The sequence below is a fragment of the Variovorax sp. PBL-H6 genome (assembly GCF_901827155.1).
GTDB lineage: Bacteria > Pseudomonadota > Gammaproteobacteria > Burkholderiales > Burkholderiaceae_C > Variovorax.
Map to the genome: position 1 here is coordinate 512,417 of NZ_LR594659.1, position 18,358 is coordinate 530,774.

The 18,358-nt window shown below is 67.3% G+C and carries 16 protein-coding genes; 12 read left to right on the plus strand and 4 right to left on the minus strand.

From position 1 onward, the window contains the following. Positions 1 to 65: 65 nt before the first annotated feature. A complete protein-coding gene (locus G3W89_RS02535) occupies positions 66 to 983 on the minus strand; it encodes an aldose 1-epimerase (protein ID WP_162572627.1) in 918 nt (305 codons plus the stop codon). 4 nt (positions 984 to 987) lie between these two features. Then, positions 988 to 1,908: an SMP-30/gluconolactonase/LRE family protein gene (locus G3W89_RS02540; RefSeq protein WP_232076281.1), complete on the minus strand. Its 921-nt coding sequence runs from the start codon at positions 1,906 to 1,908 to the stop codon at positions 988 to 990. A gap of 96 nt (positions 1,909 to 2,004) precedes the next feature. Here G3W89_RS02540 and G3W89_RS02545 point away from each other — a divergent pair, with 96 nt between their 5' ends. Continuing rightward, the gene (locus G3W89_RS02545; protein ID WP_162572629.1) at positions 2,005 to 2,844 is read left to right on the plus strand and encodes an SDR family oxidoreductase; all 840 of its coding nucleotides are present in this window, start codon (positions 2,005 to 2,007) and stop codon (positions 2,842 to 2,844) included. A 27-nt stretch (positions 2,845 to 2,871) separates the two neighbouring features. Here G3W89_RS02545 and G3W89_RS02550 read toward each other — a convergent pair whose 3' ends face one another. Beyond that, positions 2,872 to 3,834, minus strand: a complete 963-nt coding sequence (locus tag G3W89_RS02550) for a LysR family transcriptional regulator (protein ID WP_162572630.1) — start codon at positions 3,832 to 3,834, stop codon at positions 2,872 to 2,874. Positions 3,835 to 3,943: 109 nt separating this feature from the next. Here G3W89_RS02550 and G3W89_RS02555 point away from each other — a divergent pair, with 109 nt between their 5' ends. The 11 genes from G3W89_RS02555 to G3W89_RS02605 all read left to right on the plus strand — a co-directional run bounded on the left by G3W89_RS02555 (position 3,944) and on the right by G3W89_RS02605 (position 17,610). After that, the gene (locus G3W89_RS02555; protein WP_162572631.1) at positions 3,944 to 5,398 is read left to right on the plus strand and encodes an aldehyde dehydrogenase family protein; all 1,455 of its coding nucleotides are present in this window, start codon (positions 3,944 to 3,946) and stop codon (positions 5,396 to 5,398) included. Positions 5,399 to 5,426: 28 nt separating this feature from the next. Continuing rightward, on the plus strand, positions 5,427 to 6,392 hold the full coding sequence (locus G3W89_RS02560) for an ABC transporter substrate-binding protein (RefSeq protein ID WP_162572632.1): 966 nt from the start codon (positions 5,427 to 5,429) through the stop codon (positions 6,390 to 6,392). A 129-nt stretch (positions 6,393 to 6,521) separates the two neighbouring features. Continuing rightward, on the plus strand, positions 6,522 to 7,601 hold the full coding sequence (gene chvE, locus G3W89_RS02565; RefSeq protein WP_162572633.1) for a multiple monosaccharide ABC transporter substrate-binding protein: 1,080 nt from the start codon (positions 6,522 to 6,524) through the stop codon (positions 7,599 to 7,601). Positions 7,602 to 7,722: 121 nt separating this feature from the next. After that, positions 7,723 to 9,246 carry a multiple monosaccharide ABC transporter ATP-binding protein gene (gene mmsA, locus G3W89_RS02570; protein WP_162577289.1) on the plus strand — a complete coding sequence of 508 codons (1,524 nt, stop codon included), beginning with the start codon at positions 7,723 to 7,725 and terminating at the stop codon, positions 9,244 to 9,246. Positions 9,247 to 9,274: 28 nt separating this feature from the next. After that, positions 9,275 to 10,453, plus strand: coding sequence for a multiple monosaccharide ABC transporter permease (mmsB, locus tag G3W89_RS02575; RefSeq protein WP_197893591.1), 1,179 nt, complete (start codon positions 9,275 to 9,277; stop codon positions 10,451 to 10,453). A gap of 7 nt (positions 10,454 to 10,460) precedes the next feature. Continuing rightward, a complete protein-coding gene (locus tag G3W89_RS02580; RefSeq protein ID WP_162572635.1) occupies positions 10,461 to 11,981 on the plus strand; it encodes a sugar ABC transporter ATP-binding protein in 1,521 nt (506 codons plus the stop codon). Next, the gene (locus G3W89_RS02585) at positions 11,978 to 13,051 is read left to right on the plus strand and encodes an ABC transporter permease (protein WP_162577290.1); all 1,074 of its coding nucleotides are present in this window, start codon (positions 11,978 to 11,980) and stop codon (positions 13,049 to 13,051) included. The genes G3W89_RS02580 and G3W89_RS02585 overlap by 4 nt, the downstream gene beginning before the upstream one ends. After that, entirely contained in the window at positions 13,048 to 14,076 is a 1,029-nt protein-coding gene (yjfF, locus tag G3W89_RS02590; RefSeq protein ID WP_162572636.1) for a galactofuranose ABC transporter, permease protein YjfF, read from the plus strand. The genes G3W89_RS02585 and yjfF overlap by 4 nt, the downstream gene beginning before the upstream one ends. A gap of 35 nt (positions 14,077 to 14,111) precedes the next feature. Further along, positions 14,112 to 15,869, plus strand: a complete 1,758-nt coding sequence (locus tag G3W89_RS02595; RefSeq protein WP_162572637.1) for an IlvD/Edd family dehydratase — start codon at positions 14,112 to 14,114, stop codon at positions 15,867 to 15,869. 42 nt (positions 15,870 to 15,911) lie between these two features. Beyond that, positions 15,912 to 16,838 carry a dihydrodipicolinate synthase family protein gene (locus G3W89_RS02600; protein ID WP_162572638.1) on the plus strand — a complete coding sequence of 309 codons (927 nt, stop codon included), beginning with the start codon at positions 15,912 to 15,914 and terminating at the stop codon, positions 16,836 to 16,838. A gap of 43 nt (positions 16,839 to 16,881) precedes the next feature. Beyond that, positions 16,882 to 17,610, plus strand: a complete 729-nt coding sequence (locus G3W89_RS02605) for a glutathione S-transferase (protein ID WP_162572639.1) — start codon at positions 16,882 to 16,884, stop codon at positions 17,608 to 17,610. 309 nt (positions 17,611 to 17,919) lie between these two features. Here G3W89_RS02605 and G3W89_RS02610 read toward each other — a convergent pair whose 3' ends face one another. Next, a complete protein-coding gene (locus G3W89_RS02610; protein ID WP_162572640.1) occupies positions 17,920 to 18,357 on the minus strand; it encodes a hypothetical protein in 438 nt (145 codons plus the stop codon). Position 18,358 lies beyond the last annotated feature (1 nt).

Here is an 18,358-nt window from a genome sequence, read left to right on the forward strand (position 1 = left end):
GGACATCCTCGATGGATTGCCGCAGGCAGGCCAGCGGCTGCCGTCACCTGCGCGTCGCTATCCCTTCAAAGGGCGCGGACGCGCCATTGCATGCGCATCTTCAGCGTCTGCCCGGACTGCAGCGTGCGCAGCCCCGGCCGTCCTTGCAGGTGAAAGGCGTCGATCGGCTGGGTGATCGGCTCGAAGCAGAAGGCATCGCCGTCCCGGGGCCGATACATCAGGCAATAGTGGCGCTCGGCACCTCCGTCCTGCGCGAAGTCCGGCATCGCCAGGCTGAGCTGCAATCCGTGCTCCGGCCACTCGATGCGCGCGTGGCCGCCCCAGCCGGTGTAGGCGTTGTCGACGAAGCTGCCAAAGGCGGGTGCGCCGCGCCGGAGGTCCCAGTCCTGCGGAAGGTCCTGCGTGTGCCGCGTCGGCAGCGGGTCGCTGCCGCAGAGCCAGACACCTTGCACCGGCGCGACGACGCGCGTGCCCGCCGTTCGCATGAACCAGGGATGCACGCCCAAGCCGTAGGGCAGCGGTGCCTGGCCCAGATGCCGGACCTCGAGCGTCTGATCGAGGCCGCCGTCGACCAGGCGAAAGTGCTGGCTTGCCTCGTATTCGTACGGGTTGTCGTCGAAGCGCCGTGACTGGAGCGTCATCGTGGCGGCATCGTCGGCCAGGCCGTCGAGCTGCCAACCCTGCAGCCAGCCATCGCCATGGATGGGGTAGGGCTCGCCCGCGCGATTGGGGCGCACCGGCTGGAATTCGCCCGCCGCTTCGAAGCCGCCGCCGCTGATGCGGTTGGACCACGGCACCATCGGGAAGGAGGCCGTGCGGTACAGGTCGGGCGTGGCGCCGTCCCACGGCCGCCACAGGTCGAAGGGCCCCTCCGCGCGTTCGATCTGCCAGGCAGCGACGCTGCCGCCGAGCGAGGGCACGAGGCCCAGGCGCTGGCGATCATGGCGAAGCCAGACCACGGGGTGCGCAGGGTTCGCACTCATGGGTTCAGCCGCCGAAGCGGAAGGCCGGCAGTCCGGGGCTGTCGACCTCGATCGCGAACAGCCCGCCGGCCAGCGGCTCGGCTGCGCGGCGGGCTTCGTCCAGCCCGGTGCTGGCCGAGGTGATGTACAGCGTGCGCAAGTCGGGTCCCCCGAAGGTGCAGTTGGTGACCTGGCTCACCGGCAGCCCGATGCGCCCCAGCTCCTCGCCGCTGGATGGGTGGTGGCAGCTCACGCAAGCGCCGGCCCAATGGGCGATCCAGAGCCGGCCCGCCGCGTCGGTCGTCATGCCGTCGGGCAGGCCGTCGCCGCGCGCGAAGCGCAGCCAGAGCCGGCGATGGGCGACGGTGCCATGTTCCGGGTCGAAGTCGTAGGCATGGATGCCGCCCTGGGCCGTATCGTTGAAGTACATCGTGCGGCCGTCCAGCGACCAGGTCGGTCCGTTGGTGACCGCGAAGCCGCTGTCATGCTGGCTGCACTTTCCATCGGGGTCGAAGCGGTACAACGCACCACTGGGAGCCACGCAGTCGAAGTCCATGGTGCCGCCCCAGAAGCGGCCGCGGGCATCGCACTTGCCATCGTTGAAGCGGTTGGTGAGAAGTTGCGGCTCGGGCCGGTGCAGCCACTGGGGCCCGGCGCCTGCGTTCGCCGGATCGAAGAAGGCGAAGCCGCGCCGCAGCGTCACGATCAGGCCCGGTGCGTTCTCGCGTTCCGCGAGGGCCGAGATCTCTTCGGTGAAGTCCCACTGGTCCTGCTTGCCCGTCGCGGGATCGAGCCGCCACAGGCGTTTTTCGAGAATGTCGACCCAGTACAGCGCCTGTTCGCGCGCCGACCACAGCAGCCCTTCGCCGAGGCTCGCGCCCGCGGCGTGGATGCAGCGCAGCGTGCCTTCGAAGCGCGGGGCGGGAAAGGTCGAGGAAGGGCTCACGGGTTGTCTCCGGTGCAAAGTGCGCGGGCCACTCGGTGCCCTTGACGCGCCGCATCGTAGCAAGGCATATTGATAAGAGAAAGTAGTCAGACGCGTATGCATCGATACGCAGTTTGCAATGTCAACTCACAGGAGACCTTCTTGACCGACACCGTCGCAGGCGCGCACGCGTCTCCTGCTTCCACTTACCCGAGCCTGCGCGACAAGACCGTGTTCGTGACCGGCGGCGGCAGCGGCATCGGCGCCGCGATGGTCGCCGCCTTCGCCGAACAGGGCGCGCGGGTCGCCTTCATCGACATCGCGGAAGACGCCAGCGCGGCGCTCGCGGCGCAGATCGCCGAAGCCGGCCATCGCGCACCGTGGTGGCGGCGCTGCGATGTGCGCGACATCGCCGCGTTGCAGGCTGCGATCGCCGATGCCGGGCGCGAGCTCGGCGACTTTTCCGTGCTGGTCAACAACGTGGCCAGCGACGACCGCCACACGCTCGAGTCCGTCACGCCCGACTACTACGACGAGCGCATGGCCATCAACGAGCGGCCGGCCTTCTTCGCGATCCAGTCTGTGGTGCCCGGCATGAAGCGCCTGGGCGGCGGGGCGGTCATCAACCTCGGCTCGACCGGGTGGCAGGGCAAGGGCGGTGCGTACCCGTGCTATGCCATTGCCAAGTCTTCGGTCAACGGGCTCACCCGCGGGCTGGCCGTGAACCTGGGCCGCGACCGCATCCGCATCAACACCGTGTCGCCCGGCTGGGTCATGACCGAGCGCCAGGTGCGCCTGTGGCTGGATGCCGAGGGCGAGCAGGCCCTCGCGCGCAACCAGTGCCTGCCCGACCGCCTGCAGCCGCACGACATCGCGCGCATGGTGCTGTTCCTCGCCTCCGACGACGGGGCGATGTGCACCGCGCAGGAGTTCAAGGTCGACGCCGGCTGGGTTTGAGGATCGCCCCGGACCCAACATCGAAGTTCAGGCTTCGACCTCCAGCCGCCTTCCGTAGACGGTGAGGCTTGCCGCCTTGAGCGCGCGCATCATCACCTTCGCCGCTGGCGAGAGCAGCCGGTCGGTGTGCGTGATGATGCCGAAGGAATCCATGTGGCAAGGCACCGCCACAGGCAAGACCGCACCCAGGCCGTGCGCCGCGTAATAGCGCGCCACGTCGGTGGCCAGCACCGCGAGCATGTCCGACTGCTGCAGCATGCGGGTGATGAAGAGCAGCGCCGAGCTCTCGATCACGTTCATCGGTGGCGCCAGTCCTTCTTCCCTGAACATCAGCTCGAAGCGGTGCCGCAGCACACTGCCCGCCTGCGGCACGATCCAGCCGGCGCTCACCAGGTCTCGCAGCGTGAGGCCGGTCATCCCCAGCAGCGGATGGCCGGTCCGCACCAGTGCCGACACCGGCTCTTCGGTGAGCGGTTCGTAATGCAGCTTGGCCTTGTCGTGCTCGGCGGAAAGCCGCGCCACCAGGATGTCGAGCTTGCCCTGCTCGAAGCGCTCCATCAGCACCCGGCTGGTCTCGATCTCGAGTGCGACACGCAGGTTGGGCTGGTCGCGCTTGACCAGCGCGATGGCCGGCGGCATCAGGGTCAGCCCCGGCGCGGTGATGGTGCCCACGCTGACCTGGCCGAAGCGTCCGGCCTTGAGCGCGACCAGTTCGTCATGCGCTTCGTTCAGGCTGGCCAGCGCCATGCGCGCGTGGCGGATCATGCTTTCGCCATACCAGGTGGGCCGCATCCCCCTCGGTAGCCGCTCGAACAGTGGCACCTCCAGCACGTCCTCCAGGTCCTTGAGCAGCTTCGACGCGGCCGGCTGGGTCATGTTCAGCACCTGCGCGGCGCGGTGGATGTTGCCTTCCTCCGCCAGCGCGACGAGCAGCAGCAGCTGCCGCGTCTTGAGGCGCGCACGGATGAACCAGTGCGTGTAGTTCGTCATCGGGTTTTCCTGAATCCTGTTTCCGGTATCGATTCGATCCAAATATCTATTGGAAAGATATCGGTGTGATTCCTACACTCCGCCCCACTCATCCATAGGAGTTCCGACGTTGAAGCGCAGCCCCGAGGTCCAGCTCAGTGCCCGCCATTACATCAATGGCCGCTGGGAGACGGGCGTGACCAGCGGGCAGAGCACCAACCCTTCGGACCTGCGCGAGACCGTGGCCGAGTACGCCCGCGCCGATCGCAGCCAGACGGACCTGGCCGTGCGCGCCGCAGCCGACGCCTTCCGCGCCTGGAGCATGACCACGCCGCAGCGCCGCGCCGATGCGCTCGACCAGATCGGCAGCGAGATCCTGGCGCGCAAGGACGAGCTGGGCCTGCTGCTGGCGCGCGAGGAAGGCAAGACCCTGCCGGAAGCCGTTGCCGAAGCCGCTCGCGCCGGGCAGATCTTCAAGTTCTTCGCGGGCGAGGCCCTGCGCGTCGGCGGCGAAACCATCGCCTCGTTGCGGCCCGGCGTCCACGTGGACGTCACGCGCGAGCCGGTGGGCGTGGCGGGCCTGATCACGCCCTGGAACTTTCCGCTGGCCATTCCCGCCTGGAAGATCGCGCCGGCGCTCGCCTGCGGCAACGCGGTGGTGTTCAAGCCTTCGGAGCTGGTGCCCGCCTGCGGCTGGGCGCTGGCCGAGATCATCAGCCGCGCCGCGCTGCCGGCAGGCACCTTCAACCTGGTGATGGGCAGCGGGCGCGAGGTCGGCCAGGCCCTGGTCGAGCATCCGCTGGTCGATGCGATCAGCTTCACCGGCTCGGCCGCGACCGGCGAGCGCGTGCTGCAGGCCGCCGCGGCGCGGCGGGCCAAGGTGCAGCTCGAGATGGGCGGCAAGAACCCCCTCGTGGTGCTGGCCGATGCCGATCTGGAACTGGCTGTCGACTGCGCGGTGCAGGGCGCCTACTTCTCGACCGGCCAGCGCTGCACGGCCTCGAGCCGCCTCATCGTCGAGACGCCGCTGCATGATGCGTTCGTCGCGCGGCTCAAGCAGCGCATGGCTGCGTTGAAGGTCGGCCACGCGCTGGAGCCGGGCATCGACATCGGCCCGGTGGTCGATCGCGCGCAGCTCGAGGCAAACATCGCTGCCATCGCGAGCGCGCGCGAAGAGGGCGCCGAGCACGTCTGCGGGGGCGACCTGCTGCAGCGGCCGAGCGAAGGCCATTTCATGAGCCCCGCGCTGTTCATGGCCCGGCCCACGCACCGGATCGCCCGCGATGAAGTGTTCGGCCCGGTGGCGTGCGTGCTGCGCGCCGACGATGCCGAACACGCCCTCGCGCTGGCCAACGACACGCCCTACGGCCTGTGCGCCGGCATCTGCACCAACTCGCTGCGCCATGCGATGCACTTCCGCCGCCATGCGCGCGTGGGCATGACCATGGTCAACCTGCCGACGGCCGGCATCGACTACCACGTGCCCTTCGGCGGGCGCAAGGCGTCGAGCTACGGCGCACGGGAGCAGGGGCGCCACGCGGCCGAGTTCTACACCACGGTGAAGACCGGCTACATGCGCGCTTGAAGCATCTTTTCAACCAGGAGACGACAGCATGAAACTCAACCGCCGCACATTGACCACCGCCTTCGCCGCGGCCTCGCTGGCCGCGCTTCTGCCGGCCACCGCGCTCGCGCAGAAGAAGATCGTCCTGGGCTTCAGCCAGGTCGGCGCCGAAAGCGAATGGCGCACCGCCAACACCGAGTCGATCAAGTCGGCCGCGAAGGACGCGGGCATCGAGCTCAAGTTCTCCGACGCGCAGCAGAAGCAGGAGAACCAGATCAAGGCCATCCGCTCCTTCATCGCGCAGAAGGTGGACGTGATCGCGTTCTCGCCGGTGGTCGAGTCGGGCTGGGAAACGGTGCTGCGCGAGGCCAAGGCCGCCAACATTCCGGTCGTGCTGACCGACCGCTCCGTCAACACCAAGGACGACTCGCTCTACGTGAGCTTCATGGGTTCTGACTTCGTCGAGGAAGGCCGCAAGGCCGGGCGCTGGCTGGTCGAGAAGATGAAGGACCAGAAGGGCGAGGTCAACATCGTCGAGCTGCAGGGCACCGTGGGCTCTGCGCCCGCGATCGACCGCAAGAAGGGCTTCGAGGAAATCATCAAGGCCGACCCCAAGTTCAAGATCATCCGATCGCAGACCGGCGACTTCACCCGGGCCAAGGGCAAGGAGGTCATGGAAGCGTTCCTCAAGGCCGACGGCAAGAAGATCAACGTGCTCTACGCGCACAACGACGACATGGCCATCGGCGCCATCCAGGCGATCGAGGAGGCGGGCCTGAAGCCCGCGAAGGACATCACCATCATCTCCGTCGACGCGGTGAAGGGCGCCTTCGAGGCCATGATGGCCGGCAAGTTGAACGTCTCGGTCGAGTGCAGCCCGCTGCTCGGCCCGCAACTGATGTCTGCCGTGAAGGACATCAAGGCCGGCAAGTCGCTGCCCAAGCGCATCGTGACGGAAGAAACGATCTTCCCGATGGAAGTCGCGGCCAAGGAATTCCCGAAGCGCAAGTATTGAGCTCGCCCCCAGGTTGGCTCACTTCGTGTAGCCGCCCACCCCCTACCGGGGGCAACACCAGCGGCCCGGCAAAGCCGGTTCCGCGGTGTTCCTCGAATGGGACCGATCAACATCAGGAGACACAAGTCCATGAAACGCAGCTTTCTCAAGTCCGCGCTTGCCGCGGCCGCCCTAGCGATCGCCGGCTCGGCCGGCATTCCCTTGCTCGCCCAGGCACAGGACAAGGGCCCGATCGCGATCTCGATGCCCACCAAGTCCTCGGCCCGCTGGATCTCCGACGGCGCGAACATGGTCAAGTACTTCAAGGAGAAGGGCTACAAGACCGATCTGCAGTATGCCGACGACGACATCCCCAACCAGCTTGCGCAGATCGAGAACATGGTGACCAAGGGGTCGAAGGTGCTGGTGATCGCGGCCATCGACGGCAGCACGCTGTCGGACGTGCTGCAGAAGGCCGCGGACAAGGGCGTGAAGGTCATCGCCTACGACCGGCTCATCAAGGGCTCGAAGAACGTGGACTACTACGCGACTTTCGACAACTTCCAGGTCGGCGTGCTGCAGGCCCAGTCGATCGAGAAGGCGCTCGACCTCAAGTCCGGCAAGGGGCCTTTCAACATCGAGCTCTTCGGCGGCTCGCCCGACGACAACAACGCCTTCTTCTTCTACAACGGCGCCATGTCGGTGCTCGACCCCTACATCAAGAGCGGCAAGCTGGTGGTTCGCAGCAAGCAGATGGGCATGGACAAGGTCGGCACGCTGCGCTGGGACGGCGCGGTCGCGCAGTCGCGCATGGACAACCTGCTGTCGGCCTACTACACCAAGGATCGCGTCGACGCGGTGCTCTCGCCCTATGACGGGCTGTCGATCGGCATCCTCTCGTCGCTCAAGGGCGTGGGCTACGGCACGCCGCAGCAGCCGATGCCGGTGGTGTCGGGGCAGGATGCGGAAGTGCCTTCGGTCAAGTCGATCCTGCGCAAGGAGCAGACATCGACCGTGTTCAAGGACACGCGCGAGCTGGCCAAGGTCACGGTCGCGATGGTCGACGCCATGCTGGCCGGCAAGACGCCGGAAGTGAACGACACCAAGACCTACAACAACGGCGTGAAGGTGGTGCCTTCGTACCTGCTGAAACCGGTGAGCGTGGACGCATCCAACTGGAAGCCGGTGCTGATCGACAGCGGCTACTACAAGGAAAGCCAGGTCAAGTGAGCGGGTGGCAGGGCGAGCGGGACCTTGGGCCCGCGGCTGCGAAGGAGGCCTCTTGAGCGAAGTGAGCGAAGTGATCGAACCGAGCGAGGCGAGCCGTGCGAAGAACGCCGTTCTTCTGGAAATGCGCGGCATCACCAAGACCTTCCCCGGCGTGAACGCGCTGGACAAGGTCAACCTCGCGGTGCGCCCGGCCGAGATCCATGCCGTGGTGGGCGAGAACGGCGCCGGCAAGTCCACGCTGATGAAGGTGCTCAGCGGCGTCTACCCCTGCGAGTCCTACACCGGCGAGATCCACTTCGACGGCGAGCCGCGCCGCTTCCGCGGCATCGCCGACAGCGAGGCACTCGGCATCATCATCATCCACCAGGAGCTGGCGCTGGTGCCGCTGCTCTCGATCGCCGAGAACATCTTCCTCGGCAACGAGACGGCGCGCGGCGGCATCATCGACTGGAGCGAGGCCTGGCGCCGCACGCGAGAGCTGCTGGCCAAGGTGGGCCTGAACGAGCGGCCGACCACACTGGTTTCCGACCTGGGCGTGGGCAAGCAGCAGCTGGTCGAGATCGCGAAGGCGCTGTCCAAGCGGGTGCGGCTGCTGATCCTCGACGAGCCCACCGCCAGCCTGAACGAGAGCGACAGCGAAGCACTGCTCGCGCTGTTGCTGGGGCTCAAGGCGCAGGGCATCGCCTCGATCCTGATCTCGCACAAGCTCAACGAGATCGCCAAGGTGGCCGATGCGATCACCGTGCTGCGCGACGGCAGCACGGTCGAGACCATCGACTGCCGGCGCGAGCCGATCAGCGAGGACCGCATCATCCGCGGCATGGTCGGGCGCGACATGGCGCACCGCTATCCGCAGCGCACGCCCCGCATCGGCGAGCGCATGCTCGAAGTGCGCGACTGGCGGGTGCACCATGCGCTGCACGCCGACCGCGAGCAGATCAAGGGCGTGAACCTGCACGTGTGCCGCGGCGAGATCGTCGGCATCGCGGGCCTGATGGGCGCCGGGCGCACCGAGTTCGCGATGAGCGTCTTCGGCCGTTCGTACGGCCAGCGCATCAGCGGCACGGTGCGCATGCATGGCAAGGAGGTCGACGTCGGCACCATCCGCAAGGCCATCGACCACGGCATCGCCTACGTCACCGAGGACCGCAAGGGTGCCGGGCTGGTGCTGGAGGAAGACATCCGCACCAACATCAGCCTCGCGAACCTCGAGGCCGTCTCGAGCGCGATGGTGATCGACGAGGGCCGCGAGTACAAGGTGGCGAACGACTACCGCAAGGCGCTGCGCATCCGCAGCGCCGACGTCTACCAGCAGGTGGTGAACCTCTCGGGCGGCAACCAGCAGAAGGTGGTGCTGAGCAAGTGGCTCTTTGCCAACCCGCAGCTGCTGATCCTCGACGAGCCGACGCGCGGCATCGACGTGGGGGCCAAGTACGAGATCTACACCCTCATCGACCAGCTCGCGAGCGAGGGCAAGGGCATCCTGTTGATCTCTTCGGAAATGCCGGAACTGCTCGGGATGTGCGACCGGATCTATGTGATGAACGAGGGGCGCTTCGTGGCCGAATACCCGGTGGCCGAAGCGTCGCAGGAGCGCATCATGCGCGCGATCGTGAACTCGGGAGGTGGCGTCCATGGCCAATGAAGCGCAGGCGGCAAAGGCCGTCACGGGCATGGAGGGCGCTGCCGCGAAGGCCTCCATCCATCAGGGATTCCTGAAGAGCAACCTGCGCGAGTACGGCATGCTGATCTCGCTGGTCGCGATCATGGTGCTGTTCCAGGTGCTGACGGACGGCACGCTGCTGCAGCCGCTCAACCTCACCAACCTGGTGCTGCAGAACAGCTATATCGTGATCATGGCGCTGGGCATGCTGCTGGTGATCGTGGCCGGCCACATCGACCTGTCGGTGGGCTCCGTGTGTGGCTTCATCGGCGCGCTGGCGGCGGTGCTGATGGTGGAGTACGAGTGGCATTTCGTTCCCACCTTTCTCGCCTGCCTGATCGCCGGTGGCGCGGTTGGTGCCGCACAGGGCTGGTTCGTCGCCTACTTTCGCATCCCGTCCTTCATCGTCACGCTGGCGGGCATGCTGGTGTTCAAGGGCCTGACGCTGGCGCTCCTGGCGGGGCAATCGGTCGGCCCCTTTCCGGTCGCTTTCCAGCGCCTGAGCTCGGGCTTCATCCCCGAAGGCCTGGCGACCAGTGGGCTGCGGCTGACCTCGCTGCTCCTCGGCGCGTTGGCCGCTGGGGCCCTCGTGTTCTTCAAGCTGCGCGGACGCGCCCGGCTGGCGCGCCACGGCATGGAGGCGGAGCCCTTCGCCTTCTTCCTGCTGAAGAACGTGCTGTTCGCGGCCATCATCCTGTTCTTCAGCTGGCTGCTGGCTTCGTACAAGGGGCTGCCCAACGTGCTGATCGTGATGGCGGTGCTGATCGTGGCCTACGACTTCGTGACCACGCGGACCACGGTCGGGCGCCGCATCTATGCGCTCGGCGGCAACGAGAAGGCGGCGCGGCTCTCGGGCATCAAGACGCAGCGCCTGGCCTTCCTGGCCTTCGTCAACATGGGCGTGCTGGCCGCGCTGGCAGGGCTGGTGTTCGCGGCGCGCCTGAACACCGCCACGCCCAAGGCGGGCCTGGGCTTCGAGCTGGACGTGATCGCGGCCTGCTTCATCGGCGGCGCCTCGGCCTCGGGCGGCGTGGGCAAGGTGATGGGCGCGGTGATCGGCGCCTTCGTGATGGGCGTGATGAACAACGGCATGTCGATCCTCGGCGTCGGCATCGACTACCAGCAGGTCATCAAGGGCCTCGTGCTGCTGGCGGCGGTGTTCGTCGACGTGTACAACAAGAACAAGTGAGGCCGCGATGAGTGCAGACATGCAGCCGGTCCTGGAACTCTCGGGCATCCACAAGCAGTTTGCCGGCGTCAGCGCGCTGCGCGACGTTCAGTTGCGCCTGCATGCGGGCGAGATCCATGCGCTGATGGGGCAGAACGGCGCGGGCAAGTCCACGCTGATCAAGGTACTCACCGGCGCGCTGCCCTCGGGCGGCGGCACCATGCGGCTGGAAGGGCAGCCGATCCGGCCCGCCTCGCCGCTGGAGGCGCAGAAGCTGGGCATCAGCACCGTCTACCAGGAGGTCAATCTCTGTCCTAACCTCTCGGTGGCCGAGAACGTGTTCGCAGGCCGCTATCCGCGCCGCGGCGCGATCGAGGGCTTTCGCATCGACTGGTCGGCCGTGCACCGGCGTGCGCGCGAGCTGCTGGCGCGCATCGGGCTGGAGATCGACGTTGGCCGGCTGCTGTCGAGCTACCCGGTGGCGGTGCAGCAGATGGTCGCAATCGCGCGCGCACTCGGCCTGTCCTCCAAGGTGCTGATCCTCGATGAGCCGACCTCCAGCCTGGACGATGACGAGGTGCGCAAGCTCTTCGAGGTGCTGCGCCGGCTGCGCGGTGAAGGCCTGGCGATCGTGTTCGTCACGCACTTCCTGAACCAGGTGTACGAGGTGTCGGACCGCATTACCGTGCTGCGCAACGGCGCGTGGGTCGGCGAGTGGCGGGCGAGCGAGCTGGGGCCGCAGGCGCTGATCGCCGCGATGCTCGGGCGTGAGTTGGCGGCGCAGTCGGCGCGGCCGGCTGCGCTGCCCGTGGTCGCCATCGACAGCCCCGCGATGCTGGAAACGCAGGGCCTCGGCCAGTCGGGGCTGCTGCAGCCGATCGACCTGCGCATTCGCGCCGGCGAGATCGTCGGCCTCGCCGGCCTGCTGGGTGCCGGGCGAACGGAACTCGCGCGGCTGCTCTTCGGCCTGGAGGTGCCCGACCGCGGGCAGCTGCGCATCGATGGCGAGTGGGTGCGCTTCGCCAGCCCGGCCGACGCGGTGCGGCACGGCCTGGCGCTGTGCCCGGAGGAGCGCAAGACCGACGGCATCGTGGCGGAGCTGTCGGTGCGCGAGAACATCGTGCTGGCGCTGCAGGCGAGGCGGGGCGCACGGCGCTTCCTCTCGCGCGCGGATCAGACCGCGCTGGCCGAGCGCTACGTGGCTGCGCTCGGCATCAAGACGGCGAGCATCGAGACGCCGATCGGCCTGCTCTCCGGCGGAAACCAGCAGAAGGCCATGATCGCGCGCTGGCTCGCCACCGAGCCTCGGCTGCTGATCCTCGACGAGCCGACGCGCGGAATCGACGTCGGGGCCAAGCAGGAAATCATGGACCAGATCCTGCGGCTCGCGCAGGCCGGCATGGCGGTGCTCTTCATCTCGTCGGAGATGAGCGAGGTGGTGCGCGTGGCGCACCGCATCGTGGTGCTCCGGGACCGCCGCAAGGTGGGCGAACTGCCCGCCGGCAGCAGCGAGGAAGATGTATGCGAAATGATCGCGGCCACGCCATGAGCCGCACGGCCGCTCCAGTGAGCACCGCTCCCTCTTCTGGTTTCGCGGCCACGGCCTTGCGGCACCGGCTCGTTTGGCCGCTGCTCACGTTGGCACTGCTGCTCGCGCTCAACGCGGCATTCAACCCCGGCTTCCTGCGCCTCGAGTGGCGCGACGGCCATCTCTACGGCAGCCTGATCGACATCCTCAACCGCGCGGCGCCTCTCGTGCTGGTCTCGCTGGGCATGACGCTGGTGATCGCGACGCGCGGCATCGACATCTCGGTGGGCGCGGTGGTCGCCATCGCGGCGGCGCTCGCGGCCTGGATGATCGGCGGCTCCGTCTCGGGCAACGTCAGCCGCTTTCCGATGCCGGTGGCCATCGCCTCGGCCATCGGCGTGGCCCTGGTTTGCGGGTTGTGGAACGGCCTGCTGGTCGCACGCGTGGGCATGCAGCCCATCATCGCCACGCTGATCCTGATGGTGGCGGGCCGCGGCATCGCGCAGCTCATCACCGGTGGACAGATCATCACCATCTACTACCAGCCCTTCTTCTTCCTGGGCAGCGGCTACCTGCTGGGCTTGCCGTTCTCGCTTTTCGTCGCGGCGATGGTGTTCATCGTGCTCTATCTCGCGCTCACGCGCACCGCGCTCGGCCTGTTCATCCAGGCGGTGGGCATCAACCCGACGGCGGCGCGCGTGGCCGGTGTGCAAGCGCGCCGCCTGGTCGTGGGCGCGTATGCCTTCTGCGGCGCATGCGCGGGCGTCGCGGGGCTCTTGATCAGCTCGAACGTGAAGAGCGCGGACGGCAACAACGCCGGCCAGCTGCTCGAGCTCGACGCGATCCTGGCCGTCACGCTGGGCGGTACCGCGCTTACCGGCGGGCGATTCAGCCTGGTGGGCAGCGTGATCGGCGCGCTCATCATCCAGACGCTGACCTATGCGATCTACTCGCTGGGCGTACCGCCCGAGATCAACCTGGTTGTGAAGGCGGCGGTGGTGTTCGCAGTGATGCTGCTGCAGTCGCCGGAGTTCCGTGCTGCAGTCGGCAGCCTGGCGCGGCGCCCGGCGCTCGAAGGAGCGGACCGATGAGCGCTGTGATGCGAGAGCACGAGACGGCCGTGCCCGGTGCAGCGGCCGGCACGACACGGCACCCGCGCTTCAACCCCAAGTACCTGCCGCTGGCCGCCACCATCTCGCTTTTCGTCGGGATGGCCGCGCTCGGCTCGGTGCTCTACGACGGCTTCTTCTCGGCGCAGGTCTTCCTCAACCTGCTGATCGACAACGCCTTCCTGATCGTGGTGGCCGTCGGCATGAGCTTCGTGATCCTGTCGGGCGGCATCGACCTGTCGGTGGGATCGGTCATCGCGCTGACGACCATGGTTTCGGCGTCGCTGGTCGAGAAGCAGGGCTGGCACCCCGCTGCGGTGATCCCGCTGGTGCTGCTGATGGGCACGGCCTTCGGCGGGGTGATGGGCGTGCTGATCGAGCGCTTCCGGCTGCAGCCCTTCATCGTCACGCTCGCGGGCATGTTCCTGGCACGCGGGCTCTGCTACCTGATCAGCATCGATTCGATCAGCATCACCAACGAGCTCTATTCGTCCGTTTCCCAGCTGCGCATTCCGGTGGGCTTCGGGGCTTCGCTGTCGGTCAGCGCCTTGATCGCCCTGGCGGTGCTGGTGCTCGCGGTGTTCGTCGCCCACTGGACGCCCTTCGGCCGCACCGTCTACGCGATCGGCGGGAGCGAGCACTCGGCGATGCTGATGGGCTTGCCGGTGCGCTCCACGCTCGTCGGGGTGTATGCGCTCTCGGGCTTCTGCTCGGCGCTGGCGGGCGTGATCTTCACCTTCTACATGCTCTCGGGCTATGGGCTGCACGCGATGGGGCTGGAGCTCGACGCCATCGCGGCCGTAGTGATCGGCGGCACGCTGCTGACCGGCGGCGTGGGTTATGTGGCCGGCACGCTGTTCGGCGTGCTCACGCTCGGAATCATCCAGACGCTGATCGCCTTCGACGGCACGCTGAGCTCCTGGTGGACGCGCATCGTCGTGGGCGCTCTGCTCTTCTTCTTCTGCCTGCTGCAGCGCTTCTTCACGGCGCGCGCGCCGCGGCGCTGAGCCTCTTCCACCACCGTTCCCGAGAAAGCCCGCCCATGCCGGATGCTCCCAAGAAACTACGTTCCGCCCAATGGTTCGGCCCGGCCGACAAGAACGGCTTCATGTACCGCAGCTGGATGAAGAACCAGGGCATTCCGGACCACGAGTTCGACGGCCGGCCCATTGTCGGCATCTGCAACACCTGGTCGGAGCTCACGCCGTGCAACGCGCACTTCCGCAAGATTGCCGAGCATGTGAAGCGCGGCATCTCGGAGGCCGGCGGCTTCCCGGTGGAGTTCCCGGTGTTTTCCAATGGCGAGTCGAACCTGCGGCCGACTGCGATGTTCACGCGCAATCTTGCGAGCATGGACGTGGAGGAGGCGATCCGCGGCAACCCGATCGATGCGGTGGTGCTGCTCACGGGTTGCGACAAGACCACGCCTGCGCTGCTGATGGGCGCGGCCAGCTGCGACATCCCTGCGATCGTTGTGACCGGCGGGCCGATGCTCAACGGCAAGCTCGAGGGACGCAACATCGGCTCGGGGACGGCGGTGTGGCAGCTGCACGAGTCGTTGAAGGCGGGCGAGATCGACCTGCACCACTTTCTCGCGGCCGAAGGCGGCATGTCGCGCTCGGCCGGCACCTGCAACACCATGGGCACGGCCTCGACCATGGCCTGCATGGCGGAGGCGCTGGGCACATCGCTGCCGCACAACGCGGCGATCCCGGCGGTCGATGCGCGCCGCTACGTGCTGGCGCAGATGTCGGGCGCGCGTGCGGTCGCCATGGCGCGCGAGGGCCTGACGCTGTCGAAGATCCTCACGCGCGAAGCCTTCGAGAACGCCATCCGCGTGAATGCGGCGATCGGCGGATCGACCAACGCGGTGATCCACCTCAAGGCCATCGCCGGGCGCATCGGCGTCGAACTGGCGCTGGAAGACTGGACCCGCATCGGCCGCGGCACGCCGACCATCGTCGACCTGCTGCCTTCGGGGCGCTTCCTCATGGAGGAGTTCTATTACGCGGGTGGCCTGCCCGCGGTGCTGCGCCGGCTGGGCGAGGCGGGGCTGCTGCCGCATCCGGGCGCGCTCACCGTCAACGGCCGCACGCTGTGGGACAACGTGCGCGAGGCGCCCAGCTACGACGACGAGGTGATCCGCCCGCTCGACCGGCCGCTGATGGACGACGGCAGCATCCGCATCCTGCGCGGCAACCTGTCGCCGCGCGGCGCGGTGCTCAAGCCCTCCGCCGCCACGCCCGAACTGCTGCAGCACCGGGGGCGTGCGGTGGTGTTCGAGGACTTCGACCATTACAAGCAGCGCATCGACGACGAGTCCTTGGACGTCGACGCGAGCTCGGTGCTGGTGATGAAGAACTGCGGCCCCCGCGGCTATCCCGGCATGGCCGAGGTCGGCAACATGGGCCTGCCGCCCAAGCTGCTGCGCCAGGGTGTCAAGGACATGGTGCGCATCTCCGACGCGCGCATGAGCGGCACCGCCTACGGCACGGTGGTGCTGCATGTCGCGCCCGAGGCCGCGGCAGGCGGTCCGCTTGCGGCGGTGCGCGATGGCGACTGGATTGAGCTGGACTGCGAAGGGGGGCGCCTGCACCTGGATATCAGCGACGAGGAACTCGCCGCTCGCCTGGCCGCGCTGGCGGCGTCGGCCGAACGGACCGACGAGCCGCCCGCCGCCAAGGCACGGGGCGGCTACCGGCGCCTGTACATCGACCATGTGCTGCAGGCCGACGAGGGATGCGACTTCGACTTCCTGGTGGGCTGCCGCGGTGCCGAGGTGCCGCGGCACTCGCACTGACTTTCCGATCGCTTCGATCGGCCTCTTCTCCGTGGAGCCAGCATGACCCTCGACAACCCCCGCCATCGCGGCATCTATCCCGTCGCGCCTACCACCTTCACCGAATCCGGCGAGCTCGACCTCGAGAGCCAGAAGCGCTGCATCGACTTCATGATCGACGCCGGCTCGGACGGCATCTGCATCCTGGCGAACTTCTCCGAGCAGTTCCTGCTATCGGACGAGGAGCGCGAGGTGCTCACGCGCGCCGTGCTCGAACATGTCGCGGGCCGTGTGCCGGTGATCGTCACCACCACGCACACCAGCACCCGCGTCTGCGCCGAGCGCAGTCGCCGTGCGCAGGACATGGGCGCTGCCATGGTGATGGTGATGCCGCCCTACCACGGCGCCACCTTCCGCTGCATCGAGCCGCAGATCCAGCAGTTCTATGCGCGCCTGTCGGACGCCATCGACATCCCCATCATGATCCAGGATGCGCCGGCGAGCGGCACGCCGCTGTCGGCTTCGTTCCTCGCGCGCCTGGCCGTGGAGATCGAGCATGTCGCCTACTTCAAGATCGAGACTGCGGGTGCCGCATCGAAGCTGCGGGAGCTGATCCGCCTGGGTGGCCAGGCGATCGAGGGGCCTTGGGATGGCGAAGAGGCGATCACGCTGCTGCCCGACCTGGACGCCGGCGCCACGGGGTCGATGACGGGCGGGGGCTATCCCGATGGCATCCGCCCCATCATCGAGGCACATCGCAACGGAGACCGCGAGCGGGCCTATGCGCTCTACGAGCGTTGGCTGCCGCTGATCAACTACGAGAACCGGCAGGCGGGCTTCCTGGCCGCCAAGGCGCTGATGAAGGAGGGCGGCGTGATCGCCTGCGAGGCGCCGCGCCACCCGTGGCCGGCGCTGCATCCGGAGACGCGCAAGGGGCTGATCGAGACGGCCAGGCGGCTCGATCCGATGGTGCTGCGCTGGGGGCGTTGACGGAGAAACGTGGCGCGATAGCATGCGCGCGAAAGGACGCGACGTGACTTATCAGCTCCACTACTGGCCCACCATCCAGGGCCGCGGCGAATTCGTGCGGCTCGCACTCGAGGCGGCCGGCGCCGAGTACGTCGACGTTGCGCGCGAGCCGGCGGGCCGGGGCGGCGGCGAGGCGGCCTTGGGACGGCGGCTGAGCGATCTTGACAATCCGCGCGCTTCCTTCGCGCCGCCCTTCCTGGTCGACGGCGACATCGTGGTCGGCCAGACGGCCGCGATCCTCCTGTACCTGGGCCCGCGCCTCGGGTTGGCCGGCACCGGCGAGCGTGACGCCCTCTGGACGCACCAGTTGCAGCTCACCATTGCCGACGTCGTGGCCGAAGCGCACGACGCGCACCACCCGATTTCCGTCGGCGACTACTACGAGGACCAGCGCGAGGCCGCGCAGGCGCGCGCCAAGTGCTTCCGCGAGGAGCGGATTCCGAAGTACCTGGACTGGTTCGAGCGCGTGTTGCAACGCAACCCGGCGGGCGACCTGCACCTGGTGGGGGACAGCCTGACCTACGCCGACCTCTCGCTGTTCCAGCTGGTGGCGGGCCTGCGTTACGCCTTCCCGAAGGCGACGTCGCGGGCGCTGGCGCGTACGCCGGCTGTGGTCAAGCTGCACGCGAACATCGCGCGACGGCAGCGGGTGCGTGAGTACCTACAGAGTGCACGGCGCATCGCATTCAATGAGGAGGGCATTTTCAGATGCTATCCGGAGTTGGATGGTTGATGTGACCGGAGCGGCCGTTGGGCTCAACGACTACCTCGATATCAAGGGCTCCACGAGTCCCCGCACAACTTCGCGCCGCCTGTCATCGACCCGCGTCGGCGTAACTCCGCGCCCCTGGATTTGGCCGAGTGAGTGCCCCGTGAAATCCCGTCCGTCAATTCTTACCGGCTCGCGAATTGGTTCAGGGTGAGCACACCAACCCTCGTGCGATTGTGACGATCCGTTCTGGATGATCCTCTATGATCGTTGCGCCGCCTTTGACGTGTCCTACCGATTGATCGCTATAGATGTGGACGTTGAGGTTGTTCCTCACATTCTGGACAGAGTCGTTTTCAGCGCATTCTCAATCCTGAAGTCTTCAGCCAGAACCAGGATCGTTGCGCCGTAGACCGGCTCGATCTCGAGCAATGCGAGCGCTCCCTTTTGGACGCGAGTCAGTTTCTCTCGAAGAGCAGGCCATTCCAAGTCCAACGCGCTCGGCTCTTCCCCCCGCATCAAGAAGAACAAGCGTCGCGCAATCTCAAGGTCTTCGCCATTGCTGGCGTTCGCCTCGTATCGGCGCACTCGATCAACAATGTTCGAGAGCCGCATTTCATTCACAACGAAATCATCGACGCCTGTCGCTACGATTCGCACTCGGTCCTTGCTTTCCCAGGCGCATGTCAACTCAATGCAGATTTTGTTGCACACCGAATCAACGTAGACGGCGTCGATAGTCGCCTCAACCAAAGAGTCCCAGTTACTCATG